Here is a 14,176-nt window from a genome sequence, read left to right on the forward strand (position 1 = left end):
CTAAAACGCATTTTCGTTTCGGTATCCAGTTTTCAAGGATCAAGTTTCTTACAATTGAGAGCTTCAACTCTCAAAACTGACCAACGAGTGAGTAACAGGCCTAAACCTGAGTTGTGGAAGCTTAGCTTTAGATTTGAATGTTCTCATCGCAGAGAACGATTCTCCATAGAAAGGAGGTGATCCAGCCGCACCTTCCGATACGGCTACCTTGTTACGACTTCACCCCAATCATCTACCCCACCTTCGGCGGCTGGCTCCCTTGCGGGTTACCCCACCGACTTCGGGTGTTGTAAACTCTCGTGGTGTGACGGGCGGTGTGTACAAGACCCGGGAACGTATTCACCGCGGCATGCTGATCCGCGATTACTAGCAATTCCGACTTCATGCAGGCGAGTTGCAGCCTGCAATCCGAACTGAGACCGGCTTTGCTGGGATTCGCTCCACCTCGCGGCTTCGCTTCCCGTTGTACCGGCCATTGTAGTACGTGTGTAGCCCAGGTCATAAGGGGCATGATGATTTGACGTCATCCCCACCTTCCTCCGGTTTGTCACCGGCAGTCACTCTAGAGTGCCCAGCCTTACCTGCTGGCAACTAAAGTCAAGGGTTGCGCTCGTTGCGGGACTTAACCCAACATCTCACGACACGAGCTGACGACAACCATGCACCACCTGTCTCAACTTTCCCCGAAGGGCACCTGATGCATCTCTGCTTCGTTAGTTGGATGTCAAGACCTGGTAAGGTTCTTCGCGTTGCTTCGAATTAAACCACATACTCCACTGCTTGTGCGGGTCCCCGTCAATTCCTTTGAGTTTCAGTCTTGCGACCGTACTCCCCAGGCGGAGTGCTTACTGTGTTAACTTCGGCACCAAGGGTATCGAAACCCCTAACACCTAGCACTCATCGTTTACGGCGTGGACTACCAGGGTATCTAATCCTGTTTGCTCCCCACGCTTTCGCGCCTCAGCGTCAGTTACAGCCCAGAAAGTCGCCTTCGCCACTGGTGTTCCTCCACATCTCTACGCATTTCACCGCTACACGTGGAATTCCACTTTCCTCTTCTGTACTCAAGCCATCCAGTTTCCAGTGCGACCCCAGGTTGAGCCCAAGGTTTAAACACCAGACTTAAATAGCCGCCTGCGCGCGCTTTACGCCCAATAATTCCGGACAACGCTTGCCCCCTACGTATTACCGCGGCTGCTGGCACGTAGTTAGCCGGGGCTTTCTTCTCAGGTACCGTCACTCCGGTAGCAGTTACTCTACCGGACGTTCTTCCCTGGCAACAGAGCTTTACGATCCGAAAACCTTCATCACTCACGCGGCGTTGCTCCGTCAGGCTTTCGCCCATTGCGGAAGATTCCCTACTGCTGCCTCCCGTAGGAGTCTGGGCCGTGTCTCAGTCCCAGTGTGGCCGTTCACCCTCTCAGGTCGGCTACGCATCGTCGCCTTGGTGGGCCGTTACCCCACCAACTAGCTAATGCGCCGCAGGCCCATCCTCTAGTAGCAGATTGNTCCGCCTTTCATCCTTCCTTCAGGAGAAGAAAGGAATTATCCGGTATTAGCTACCGTTTCCGGTAGTTATCCCAGTCTACAGGGTAGGTTGCCTACGTGTTACTCACCCGTCCGCCGCTAAGCTTCCCCCGAAGGATAAGCTCCGCTCGACTTGCATGTATTAGGCACGCCGCCAGCGTTCGTCCTGAGCCAGGATCAAACTCTCCAAATTGGTATTTAGAAAGAGCGATTCGCTCATTTTGAAACATCTGACGAGAATTAAAATTCTCATTTTTGGACTTCACTTTCGCGAAATCCCACTCACTCGTTGTTCAGTTTTCAAAGATCAAGTTCTCGTTTTTCTTCGTCGTTGCTTGTCAGCAGCGACCTTTATAATATATCACAGCACCCTTGTTTCAGTCAAGCGTTTTTTTATTTTATTTTTTCGCTTTGCTTATTGGCAGGCTATCAAAGAATAGCTTGTCCAAAGGGCCGAGACTTAATGTATCATAAATTAAGAACCCACGTCAACCTTTAAAACAAAGTTATTTTCAAGCCTATAAGCATAAGTACTCCTGGAAGTCCCAGAACCGTTACAGCGCCTATAGTCGCAGGATTCATAGGAATATAAATCTCAGTGATTAGTCCGGAAAAATTCACTACATAAATGCCAAGTGCCGCCAGTAGAAGATGAGTGCCAAACAGGCTGACCCAAGCCCAGCCCAATTTTCTTCTCATAACGATCATAACCAGTAAAATGCCCGATATCACCAATACAGCAAGAGCCGCCGTTCTCAGCATGATGCTCCTCCTTTGTTTTTGGTCTACTATATTAGAGCCGACTGCGGTTGAGCCCCAGACTTTTGGCATGCTTCAAATGGATCTGATATTTACGCTCCGCAGCCTCCAAAATGTATATCGCATAATCAATCTGATCCTGACCCAGGGCTTCATTGAACATCAGGTGCGCTCTTTCCCACTCTGATTGCGCCTTGCGAACCTCAAGAAACACATTCCACTTCTCTTCCTTCCCCCCGATGTATTCCTCTTCTCCGGCAGCCTTTTTCTGCAACGCTCTCCACCAAGCCATACCCATCCCTCCTAAGAATAACTTCAGGGCGCCATACAGCAATTCACCCTCGTGTATTCTCATTCATATCGAAAGGGGGACAAACTTAGAACTAAAAACGGCAGACAAAGTTGATTTTGGATTCATGCAAGAGTAAAAAAAGAAGCCCTTGCGGGCTTCCTGCATCAAACATAACGTCAGCACTGCCTAGAACAGCTCACGACGGCCCTCAAGAGCCTTGGACAAGGTGACCTCATCCGCATACTCAAGATCGCCGCCTACAGGCAGACCGTGGGCTATCCTGGTGATTTTGATCTCGAAGGGGCGGACAAGACGGGAGATGTACATAGCCGTGGCCTCGCCTTCAATATTGGGGTTGGTTGCCATGATAAGCTCCTTCACCCGCTCGTCGCTCAGACGGGTCAACAGCTCCTTCAGACGGATGTCATCCGGGCCGATCCCCTCCATCGGTGAGATTGCCCCCTGCAGAACATGATAATAGCCGTCGAACTCCTTGGTCCGCTCAATAGCCACAAGATCTTTGGAGTCTTGGACCACGCAGATTACGGAAGCATCGCGGGTTTTGTCCTGGCAAATGCGGCATGGATCTGTGTCGGTGATATTACAGCATACCGAGCAATAATGAAGATTGCGCTTAACGCTGACCAACGCTTTGGCAAAATCAATTACCTCGTCCTCTTTCATGTTCAGTGCATGAAAAGCCAGCCGGGCGGCCGACTTCGGCCCGATTCCGGGCAAACGCGTAAAAGCTTCGATCAGCTTGGCAAGCGGTTCTGGATAATACAAGGTGATGGTTCTCCTTTGGACTGGATAAAGTACGGCCTAGAACAAACCAGGAATCTTCATGCCGCCTGTAAATTTACCCATGTCATTATTGGCTAGCTCTTCGGCTTGGGTAAGGGCATCATTTACGGCAGTCAGTACAAGATCCTGCAGCATTTCGATATCCTCGGGATCAACAGCCTCAGGCTTAATCTGGATGGCGAGCACTTTCTTGTGGCCGTTGACTTGAACGGTAACCACACCGCCGCCGGATGTTCCTTCAATAGTTTTGCTGCCCAGCTCTTCCTGAGCTTTAAGCATTTGTTCCTGCATTTTTTTAACCTGCTTCATCATTTGGTTCATATTATTCATACATCGTCTCTCCTTTGGATGCGCTACTAGGCGCTGATAGGCTAAAATACTACTCTTTTATGACAACAAGGTCTTCCCCAAAGAGCTGGATCGCCTCGTCAATCCATGGTTCAGTCTGTGCATCAGCAGCTTCATGCTCATGCTCCAGCCGCAGCTCCTCTGTACCGGTCTGTGCAACAGACTTCACAGCAGCCTCATTCCAGTCACGCTGCATCATCGTTACCAGACGGTAAGGCTTACCCAGGCGGGCAGCAAACACATTCTCGATAACCTGCCTATTGGCCGGCTTCTCGGTTGTGTCGCGATGGATCGTGTTCTTAAAAGCAACCAGTACTGCATCCTCCATAACGGAGACCGGCTCGCCATCCACAAACCACGCATGAACCGTTACCTTCTCCTCCTTCACTCCCTGCAGGACGAGGCTCCATTGCTTATACACATCGGCAAAATCGGCACTGTCTTTGCCGGCAATAAATTTATCCAGTTGCGGAGGCAGCTTGGAGTGAGAGGATACCCGCGGAGCCTGGCTCTGTGCGGTTGCTTGCTTCTTCGCAGCCCCCTGATCACGTCCTCCACCAGAAACCGCCCCCGACTGCAAGGCCTGCTCCAGCTTCTTCTCCAAAGCGGTAATCTGCCTTCTGAGCAGCTCCAGCTCACCGGAATCTGCCGTCTGAGGCTGGCCGCCGGAGTGACTGGAAGCAGTCGCTGCAAAATTAGGCGCGGCTTCCTGAACGGTAGCCTCCTCCTGCTGCAGGCTGCACAGCTTCATCAAGGCCACTTCAAACAAGGTCTGCGGATGAGTGGCATATTTCATCTCACTCAGATAGCGCGTCAGTGTTTCAACAATTGTAAATAAACGATCCCTGGAAAATGCGGCCGCCATATCGCGGAAATCCGCCGGATTTAAGACACGGTCCGTTAAATGATCGGCTCCCGGCACCATTTTGATCATCAGTAGATCCCGGAAATAGTACAGCAGGTTCTCCAGACACTTATCCGCACTCTTGCCTTCATGCATAAGCTGCTCGACAAGCTCCAGAAGCAGTCCCATATCCCCTTCCAGAATGGCGGTAGCCAGGCGCGCGAACTGCTCGGAGGGAATCCCCCCGGTCATCCCCAACACCTGCTGATACGTTACATGTCCGTCTGTAAAGGAAGATATCTGGTCCAGTATGCTGAGCGCATCGCGCATTCCGCCATCGGACAGACGGGCAATGTACTGCAGCGCATCCGCATCTGCTGCAATTCCTTCCTTCTCACAAATCTCGGTTAAGAGGCCCGTCTGTTCTTCCAGCGAAACCCTGCGAAAATCAAAACGCTGGCAGCGGGATATAATTGTCGCCGGCAATTTGTGGGGCTCCGTCGTCGCCAGGATGAACATTACATGGGGAGGCGGCTCTTCCAGCGTCTTCAACAGCGCATTAAACGCTTCTGTTGTCAGCATATGCACTTCATCAATAATATACACTTTGCGGCGAACCTCGGTAGGCGCATATTTCACCTTATCCCGCAGGTCGCGAATCTCTTCAACGCCCCGGTTAGACGCCGCATCAATTTCCTGTACATCCATTACATTGCCCGCAGTGATCCGCAAGCAGGAGGGACATTCATTACATGGCTCCGGCCCCGCACCCCGCTCGCAATTGACGGCTTTGGCGAGCACTTTGGCAGCAGTTGTCTTGCCGGTTCCCCGAGGGCCGCTGAACAGGTAGGCATGCGAAACCCGCTGTTCACGAATCGCATTCTGCAGCGTTTGAATAATGTGCTGTTGCCCTACCATGTCATGAAACGACTGCGGCCGCCAGGCACGGTACAGCGCGATATGTTCCACTATGCATTACCCTCTCTTAAGCTGCCGCTTTCGGCATTTGTCGCTAACTTATTATACTATATCCACCAGACTTTGACCAAAAACAAAAAGCATCTTCGCTTGTGGCAAAGATGCTATTCATGGCAATATGTAAACCGCGCACCTGTTATTGATGGCTGCGATCCAAGCGGCAACCCTACAACACTGCTCGGGCTAGGCCACCCTCCGGCACAAGAGTAGACTTACTTATGGCTGCTTCCTTCCGGACCTGACCAGGTTCATAAGCACTCATTGCGGAGGACCCAACCGTCAACACAGCCCGTAGGGACCAAGGCCTCACATCGACAGCACCTCTAACAGGAATTCAACCTCGCTACAGCGGATTGCGAGTTACAGGGCACCGCTACCTCCCCGTCTAGCGCAGCGAAGATAAGTATAGCTTACGGCTGGACAAAAATCAAGGCTCCGGATAAAGGAGAGGCTCCCGGGTATTGCACCGGGAGCCAATGTAATCCTTAAGCCGCTAAGCGGCTAAATGATTAGATACCATATTTCTTCTTGAATTTATCAACACGTCCGCCGGCATCCAGGAATTTCTGCTTGCCAGTGTAGAACGGATGGCAGCTGGAGCAAATTTCGACTTTCAGCTCAGGTTTAACGGAGCCCGTCTCGAAGGAATTGCCACATGCGCAGGTCACCTTAGTCAGATGGTACTTTGGTTGAATTGCTTCTTGCATTTGAATTTCACCTCTCATGCCCTAAGCCTCATGCGGACCTAGAGTTATTAAAATACACAACGGTATTCTAGCACGAAAAGAGGGATTCCGCAATATGTTGAAATTCCATTTATATCGCTACATGTGTACACGCCGCTGCTTGGCGCGGGCCAGGTCTGCAGGCGGAACATGCGTATAGGAGCCTATAACAACACTCGGAAGCTCTTCGCGGAAGATCTCAAGCATCGTCTTCATCCCGAGAATCTCCCCTTGAGCCGGCGGAATCAATTCCAGATAGCTCTCCGGATCAATATTAAGGTTGCGCATCTGAATCAGCTTCAAATCCGTACGTCTGACGAATTCCACCATCGCCTCAATCTCTTCCTCACGATCCGTTACTCCCGGGAAGATCAGATAGTTGATTGAGGTGTACACTCCCTGTGAGGCGGCATACTTCAGAGATTTCTCCACATTAGCCAGCGTGTAGCCGCGCGGCTTGTAGTAAGCGTTGTAATGCTCATCCAGTGCACTGATCGTGCTCACCCGCATTAAATCCAGGCCGGCGTCAACAATTCCCCGGATATGATCACTCAGGCCGGCATTCGTATTGATATTGATGTACCCGATATCTGTGATGGAACGGACTTCCCGGATAGACTCAATAATTAGCTTGGCCTGGGTGGATGGCTCGCCTTCGCAGCCCTGGCCGAAGCTTACAATGGACTGCGGTGTCTTGAGATGCTCCAGCATCACCTGGAAAATTTCATTCACTGTAGGGCGGAAGTTCATCCGCGTCTGCGGAGATACAAAACCGCTGTCGTCAGGCTGTTCAGAAATGCAGCCAAAGCAGCCCGCATTGCAGGAATAGGATACAGGAACAGCTCCCTCCCAGCGGCCTAAAAAGGTATTGGAAGAGGTCAGGCATTCATAGCCAAGCGCACAGTTGGAGAGATGGTCGTACAAACGGTTCTCCGGGTACTTGGCGGTCAAGCTGCCGACACCCGCTTTTACCTCATCCCGGTCACAATTTAAAGGATTCCACTGCTCCGGATCATCGGTAAGATCAGCAGCCACGTAGAAGCCGCCATCCTTCCACACTACTGCGGAATAGCCAAAGAGTGGAAGCTTATACGACTTGTCTGTCTTGACATAACCGGGAAGACATAGACGGGTAAAGCCCTGCGGCAGCAATGCCCCCACTGCCTGGGACCCTTCCGGCAATGACTTCATTTCACCCGTCTCAGGGTTCATGCCTACTGCCCGCGTGTTCGGCAGACCGACTAAGGTAGCTCCCTCGGGCAGCGGAATTAATTCTTCCTCCAGTATCTCAACAATCATATCTCCGCTGCGGGCCAGCCCGTACAGCTCGGGATGATCATATACATTTCCTTGCTCATCGGCATATACCAAATACATGTTAGTCTCCTCTTATTATCTATTCTCAGGTTGTAGGAACAGAGGGTGTCTTCGGACGCGTTGTCCGGCGGGCGGATGAACCGCTGTTCGAGGTTCCCCCATTACTGGCCGTACTGCTCGGAGATGAGGCTTCTTTGTTCCCTGCAACATCAAAGGATGCCAGGAATTCGGCATTGGTCTTGGAGTCGCGAAGTTTTTTGAGGAAGCCCTCCACAAAGTCGTAGGACTCGTTCATATTTTTGCGGATCGCCCAAATGGTGTCCAGCTCTTCCTTGCTCAGCAGCACCTCTTCGCGGCGTGTGCCAGAGCGGCGGATGTCGATGGCCGGGAAAATGCGCCGTTCCGCCAGCTTGCGGTCGAGATGAAGCTCCATGTTGCCCGTGCCTTTAAATTCTTCATAAATAATATCATCCATACGTGAACCCGTATCAATAAGCGCTGTCGCAAGTATGGTCAAGCTTCCGCCCTCTTCCACATTCCGCGCAGAACCGAAGAACCGCTTAGGACGGTGGAACGCCGCCGGATCAATCCCCCCGCTGAGTGTCCGACCGGACGGTGGAACGACGAGGTTATAGGCACGGGCCAGACGGGTAATGCTGTCCAGCAGTATCACAACATCCTTTTTATGCTCAACTAAACGCAAAGCACGTTGCAGCACCAGTTCGGCAACCTTGATGTGGTTCTCGGGAAGCTCATCAAATGTAGATGCCACTACCTCACCTTTCACAGAACGCTGCATATCGGTTACTTCCTCGGGACGCTCGTCGATCAGCAGTACGAATAAGGAAATTTCAGGATTGTTAGTGGAAATACTGTTGGCAATTTCTTTTAGGAGGAGCGTTTTCCCTGCTTTGGGAGGTGCTACAATCAAACCGCGCTGCCCCAGACCAACAGGAGCAAGCAAATCCATTATTCGGGTAGATAAATGGGTAGGGGATGTTTCAAGCGGCAGCTTATCTTGCGGATAAAGAGGTGTTAGCGCCGGAAAATGCAAACGCTCCGCTGCACTGGCAGGATTCTCGCCGTTGACGGCGTTGACTTGAAGCAAACCGAAGTAACGTTCGTTTTCTTTGGGTGTCCGGCATTTGCCGGATACAAGATCTCCGCTTCTGAGATCAAACTTACGAATCTGTGAAGCCGAGATATAAATATCCTCTGCACTGGGCAAGTAGTTGATCGGCCTTAGGAAACCATATCCTTCCGGCAAAATTTCGAGCACGCCTTCCATAAACATAAGGCCGCTCTGCTCTGCCTGTGCCCGAAGAATTGCAAAGATCAGCTCCCGTTTCTTGAGCGTCCCGTAGTATGGAATCTGGTACTTCTTAGCCAGTTTATACAGATCGGTCAGCTTCATTTCTTCCAAATCGGAAATTTGAAGATCCATGTAATAACCACCTATTCAATTTTTATAATGAGTTCATCTAGCATGTCATCCGGGAAAATAGGAATCTATTAAATCCGCCCATTAGGATATCATTACCCAAACTGGAAGAGGATATGCAATTCCGAGGCAGAAATCCCCCTCCAGTCGAGCGGATAATTCTACTCTATTCGTTCTCACGCCATACTTCGGCTCCCAGATTACGCAGGTTGATGACCAGATTGTCATAACCGCGATCTATATACTCCACACCCGTAACTTCTGTAATCCCATCCTCTACCGTTAGTCCGGCAATTACAAGCGCCGCACCGGCACGCAGATCGGAGGCCTTCACCTTTGCAGCATTAAGCTTGCTGCCTTCAATAATAGCTGAACGTCCTTCGACACGGATTTTGGCTCCCATGCGAACAAGCTCCGGCACATGCTTAAACCGGTTACTGTATACAAAATCACTGAGTACGCTAACACCTTCTGCCTGAGTGAGCAGACTTGTCATCGGAGATTGCAAATCGGTGGCAAAACCGGGGTAGATCAATGCCTTAACATCCGCATGCTGGTATTTGGCTCTACCGATGACCCGGATGCTCTCATCCAGCTCCTCAATATCCACGCCCATCTCCAGCAGCTTGGCGGTCAGCGCCTCCAAATGCTTCGGAATCACATTATCTATCAACACATTGCCGCGCGTAGCCGCTGCCGCAATCATGTAAGTTCCAGCTTGAATCCGGTCAGGAATAATGGAGTGGCGGCAGCCGTGCATTTCCGCAACACCTTCGATCCGGATGGTTTCGGTACCAGCGCCTTTAATAACAGCGCCCATAGAGTTCAACAGGGTAGCAACATCTATAATCTCAGGCTCTTTAGCCGCGTTTTCAATAATTGTTGAGCCTTTAGCCCGTGAAGCAGCCAGCATAATGTTAATGGTGGCCCCCACGCTCGAAACGTCCAGGTAAATTTTTGCACCGCGCAGTTCTTTGGCGTATAAGTGAATAGAGCCATGATCATTGGTCACAGTCGCACCCAGTGCCTCAAAGCCTTTAATATGCTGGTCAATCGGACGGGGCTCAAAGTTGCAGCCGCCGGGAAGACCGATTGTCGCTTCCTTAAATCTTCCAAGGAGCGCCCCCATCAAATAATAGGAAGCCCGGAGCTTCTTGACCGGTCCGTTAGGCATTGGGATGGATACGATACGGGAGGGATTAATTCTCATTTGGTTGCCTGTCCAGGAGACAGTCGCACCAAGCTCTTCAAGAATTTCGGAGTAAACAGCTACATCACTAAGGGCTGGCAAGTTATCCAGAACAACTTCAGATTCGGCCAAAATCGCCGCAGGAATAAGCGCAATCGCGCTATTCTTCGCACCACTGATGGTTACAACGCCCTCTAATGGACGTCCACCGCCAATCATTAATTTTTCCATAAATTTATCTGGTTCCCCCTACGTGTATTGCAGCTTGCCCAGGCAATACCTGCTGTGGCTTAAGAATGACAAGTAGAAACGGCTGCGCCGCCCTTGCATCAAGGACGGCACCCGTTTCTGCAACAAATATAAGGGCCGGCTGGCTAATGCAGTCATTGACTCCTTATATTATGGAAAGACACCGGCTAGGCGGTGTGCTCTCCTTATCTTAGATATTCAGTTCAAATACTTATATTCATAGGCAGCATAAAGATGCCTGTCCGCTCACGGCATGAATAAATTAAGCTTTGTTGCTGGAACCGAACTCACGGATTTTACCGATAACGGTTTGTTTGATGGCTTCGCGGCCTGGTGCGATGAATGTACGAGGATCGTAAGCATCCGGTTTAGCAGCGAGAACTTCGCGAACAACCTTAGCAAATGCAATTTGGTTCTCGGTGTTCACGTTGATTTTGGAAGTACCCAGGGAGATGGATTTCTTGATGTCATGCTCAGGAATACCTGTACCGCCATGAAGAACCAGCGGAAGTTTAACTGCATCGCGGATTTCTTCCATTTCTTTGAATCCAAGGTTAGGCTCGCCATGGTAAGGGCCATGTACAGAACCAAGAGCAGGAGCCAAAGTGTCGATGCCTGCTTCTTTGACGATGCGTACACATTCGTTCAGGTCAGCATATTGGATACCGCCGATAACGTCGTCTTCCTGTCCGCCGACAGTACCCACTTCAGCTTCTACAGAAACACCCTTAGCATGAGCGTACTCAACGACTTTTTTAGTCATTTCGATGTTCTCGTCGATAGGGTGGTGGGAGCCGTCGATCATTACGGATGTAAATCCGGCGTCAATAGCTTCTTTACATTTCTCAAAGCTGGAACCGTGGTCCAGGTGGATAGCAACAGGAACAGTGATTTTCATGTCATGAACAAGGCCTTCAACCATCTTAACAACGGTGTAGAAGCCGCCCATGTGACGAGCTGCGCCTTCGGATACGCCAAGGATTACCGGTGATTTCTCTTCTTCTGCTGCACCAAGAATCGCTTGAGTCCACTCCAGGTTGTTGATGTTGTACTGACCAACAGCGTATTTTCCTTCAAGTGCTTTGCTTAACATGTCTGTCATAGATACTAATGGCATGGTTTCAATCCTCCTAAGAATGTTGGGTTGCCTATAAAAGCCGACATCACATACAGGCCTATTATAGCACATCCTGTGTCAAATACTAAATAGGACAAACAAAAAAATGTCCCGGTGGGACGATATTCACCCAGCCATGCCTAAAGCAAATTCTTCCTCCTTAGAGTATCCATAACAGGACATACTCAAACTGCCTGTCACTAAGTTCAACTGCACTCTTCAATCGACTTACTATTAAGATGCATATTAACCGCTACCCGCATCTCATCAATATCAAACGGCTTAGTGAAATGCATTAATGCCCCTAGCTTTGTCGCTTCTTTAATCATATCCAGCTCTCCGTAAGCAGTCATCATGATAACCTTGATCGCCGGGTTGATATCCTTCAAATGCTTCAGGATTTCAAGTCCGTCCATTCCCGGAATCTTCATATCGAGCAAGACCAAATCGGGCGACTCGCTGCGGACAATGTCTAAGGCCAATTTTCCGTTAGCTGCTTGAAATGTGGCATACCCTTCACTATTAAATACTTCCATGAGGAGAATCCGGATACCGTTCTGATCATCGACTATTAACACTTTTTTCTTTTCCATACCATACCCTCCCAGAATTTAAAGCAGATTGTCCATTCCGCGCACTCATCACAGCTAACGACCCCTTGACAGCATAGTCTATACGAAACCTATTATTCGTGCTTTACAGTCAAAATCCTGCTAAAAGGTTAAAATGCGTAAAACTATGTCATATAATGGACCGGAATAAAGCGGATGAGAACAGGGATTTGAGGGCTGAAGCTTCGTGCTCGGCAGGTAGAGTTCTATTTCTAAAAAGAAAGCCTCCTGACGGAGGCTCTCAAAGGCCTGTAGGGCCTGAATTATCTGTATTTTACAGTTGTTCGGAATGAGTCAGCGAAGCCTTGACAAATTCACGGAAAAGCGGCTGCGGACGGTTCGGACGGGAGGTAAACTCCGGATGGAACTGTACGGAAAGGAACCAAGGGTGGCCCGGAAGTTCGACAATTTCCACCAAGCGGCCATCCGGGGAGGTTCCGGAGATCACGAGACCCGCTTTTTCAATCTCATCGCGGTAGGCATTGTTGAATTCATAACGGTGACGGTGACGTTCATATACCAATTCATCGTCATAGCAAGACATAGCCAGCGATTCAGGAAGAAGCTTGCACGGGTACAGACCCAGACGCATCGTTCCGCCCATATCCTCGATATCCTTCTGCTCCGGCAGCAGGTCGATCAGCGGATACGGTGTAGATGGATTAATCTCGGAGCTGTTCGCGCCGGCCAGTCCCAGAATGGAGCGGCCATATTCGATTACGGATACCTGCATCCCCAGGCAAATGCCGAAGAAAGGAATGGATTGCTCACGCGCATAGCGGATGGCAGAGATTTTACCTTCGATTCCCCGGTCGCCGAAGCCGCCTGGAACCAGAATACCGCCTATTCCGCCCAGCAGCTCGTCCACATTCTCGTCAGTTACCAGTTCAGCGTCCACCCAGCGGATTTTAACTTCCGCGTTAGCTGCAAAGCCGGCATGGGAAAGAGATTCAACTACGCTCAAATAAGCGTCATGCAGCGCTACATATTTGCCGACAATGGCAATCTCAACAGTGCGTTCCAGCTTCTGAATCCGCGCCAGCATACTCTCCCATTCACGCATATCCGGTGCAGGGGTAGTCAGCTTCAAATGGTTAACTACGATTTCATCCAAGCCTTCATCGCGCAGATTAAGCGGAACTTCATACAGTGTTGAAGCATCCCGGCATTCTACAACAGCGTTGGCGTCAATATCGCAGAACAAGGCAATTTTGCCCTTCATATCTTCAGAAAGCGGATATTCTGTGCGGCAGACAATGACATTCGGCTGAATTCCAATGCTGCGCAGCTCTTTCACGCTATGCTGTGTCGGTTTGGTCTTCACTTCACCCGCAGCCTTGATGTAAGGGATCAGGGTTACGTGGATGTACATCACATTTTCACGGCCGATGTCGCTTTTGATCTGACGGATCGCTTCCAGAAACGGCAGACTCTCGATATCGCCCACAGTACCGCCGATTTCCGTAATTACCACGTCAGAGCCTGTCTCACGGCCTGCACGGAATACGCGCTCCTTGATCTCGTTCGTGATATGCGGGATAACCTGAACCGTACCGCCCAGGTACTCCCCGCGCCGCTCCTTGCTGATGACGGAGGAATAAATCTTGCCTGTTGTCACGTTGCTGTTCTTCGAAAGATTAATATCAATAAACCGTTCATAGTGCCCAAGGTCCAGGTCCGTTTCCGCGCCATCGTCGGTTACAAACACCTCGCCATGCTGGTAAGGACTCATGGTTCCGGGGTCTACGTTAATGTAGGGATCGAATTTCTGGATTGTCACCTTCAAACCTCTGTTCTTAAGCAGCCTGCCCAGAGAAGCGGCGGTAATGCCTTTGCCCAGGGAAGACACCACACCACCCGTTACAAAAATATACTTTGTCACTGTAAAACCCTCCTAAATAAAGTCCAGAAATTCAGGCGACGCTTGCTGTTTATCGTAACCCTTTTTTCCATTATCAAAACAGGGAACCCAAAT

General features: G+C 50.3%; 12 protein-coding genes, 1 rRNA gene and 1 other RNA gene. All 14 read right to left on the reverse strand.

The annotated features are described in order from the left end of the window. Positions 1 to 169 precede the first annotated feature (169 nt). Positions 170 to 1,720: ribosomal RNA gene (locus B212_RS0126985) — 16S ribosomal RNA — on the reverse strand. A gap of 302 nt (positions 1,721 to 2,022) precedes the next feature. Continuing rightward, positions 2,023 to 2,289 carry a pro-sigmaK processing inhibitor BofA family protein gene (locus B212_RS0126990; RefSeq protein WP_019914393.1) on the reverse strand — a complete coding sequence of 89 codons (267 nt, stop codon included), beginning with the start codon at positions 2,287 to 2,289 and terminating at the stop codon, positions 2,023 to 2,025. Between the two features lie 31 nt (positions 2,290 to 2,320). Beyond that, positions 2,321 to 2,578 carry a DUF2508 family protein gene (locus B212_RS0126995; RefSeq protein WP_019914394.1) on the reverse strand — a complete coding sequence of 86 codons (258 nt, stop codon included), beginning with the start codon at positions 2,576 to 2,578 and terminating at the stop codon, positions 2,321 to 2,323. A gap of 186 nt (positions 2,579 to 2,764) precedes the next feature. Then, positions 2,765 to 3,364, reverse strand: coding sequence for a recombination mediator RecR (recR, locus tag B212_RS0127000; RefSeq protein ID WP_019914395.1), 600 nt, complete (start codon positions 3,362 to 3,364; stop codon positions 2,765 to 2,767). Positions 3,365 to 3,400: 36 nt separating this feature from the next. Next, complete coding sequence (locus tag B212_RS0127005) at positions 3,401 to 3,712, reverse strand: YbaB/EbfC family nucleoid-associated protein (RefSeq protein ID WP_019914397.1); 312 nt, start codon at positions 3,710 to 3,712, stop codon at positions 3,401 to 3,403. 49 nt (positions 3,713 to 3,761) lie between these two features. Further along, positions 3,762 to 5,543: a DNA polymerase III subunit gamma/tau gene (gene dnaX / locus B212_RS0127010; RefSeq protein ID WP_019914398.1), complete on the reverse strand. Its 1,782-nt coding sequence runs from the start codon at positions 5,541 to 5,543 to the stop codon at positions 3,762 to 3,764. Positions 5,544 to 5,677: 134 nt separating this feature from the next. Further along, positions 5,678 to 5,946: signal recognition particle sRNA large type (gene ffs, locus B212_RS34110), an RNA gene on the reverse strand. Positions 5,947 to 6,061: 115 nt separating this feature from the next. Further along, a complete protein-coding gene (gene rpmE, locus B212_RS0127015; RefSeq protein ID WP_028531059.1) occupies positions 6,062 to 6,259 on the reverse strand; it encodes a 50S ribosomal protein L31 in 198 nt (65 codons plus the stop codon). 117 nt (positions 6,260 to 6,376) lie between these two features. Further along, entirely contained in the window at positions 6,377 to 7,654 is a 1,278-nt protein-coding gene (locus B212_RS0127020; RefSeq protein WP_019914400.1) for a radical SAM protein, read from the reverse strand. Positions 7,655 to 7,679: 25 nt separating this feature from the next. Continuing rightward, on the reverse strand, positions 7,680 to 9,038 hold the full coding sequence (rho, locus tag B212_RS0127025) for a transcription termination factor Rho (protein WP_019914401.1): 1,359 nt from the start codon (positions 9,036 to 9,038) through the stop codon (positions 7,680 to 7,682). Positions 9,039 to 9,201: 163 nt separating this feature from the next. After that, positions 9,202 to 10,455 carry a UDP-N-acetylglucosamine 1-carboxyvinyltransferase gene (locus tag B212_RS0127030; protein WP_019914402.1) on the reverse strand — a complete coding sequence of 418 codons (1,254 nt, stop codon included), beginning with the start codon at positions 10,453 to 10,455 and terminating at the stop codon, positions 9,202 to 9,204. A gap of 280 nt (positions 10,456 to 10,735) precedes the next feature. After that, on the reverse strand, positions 10,736 to 11,590 hold the full coding sequence (fba, locus tag B212_RS0127035; protein ID WP_019914404.1) for a class II fructose-1,6-bisphosphate aldolase: 855 nt from the start codon (positions 11,588 to 11,590) through the stop codon (positions 10,736 to 10,738). Between the two features lie 206 nt (positions 11,591 to 11,796). Further along, positions 11,797 to 12,183 carry a response regulator gene (locus tag B212_RS0127040; RefSeq protein ID WP_019914405.1) on the reverse strand — a complete coding sequence of 129 codons (387 nt, stop codon included), beginning with the start codon at positions 12,181 to 12,183 and terminating at the stop codon, positions 11,797 to 11,799. A 292-nt stretch (positions 12,184 to 12,475) separates the two neighbouring features. After that, entirely contained in the window at positions 12,476 to 14,083 is a 1,608-nt protein-coding gene (locus B212_RS0127045; RefSeq protein WP_019914406.1) for a CTP synthase, read from the reverse strand. Positions 14,084 to 14,176: the final 93 nt, after the last annotated feature.

It is taken from the genome of Paenibacillus sp. HW567, assembly GCF_000374185.1.
Lineage (GTDB): Bacteria > Bacillota > Bacilli > Paenibacillales > Paenibacillaceae > Paenibacillus_AQ.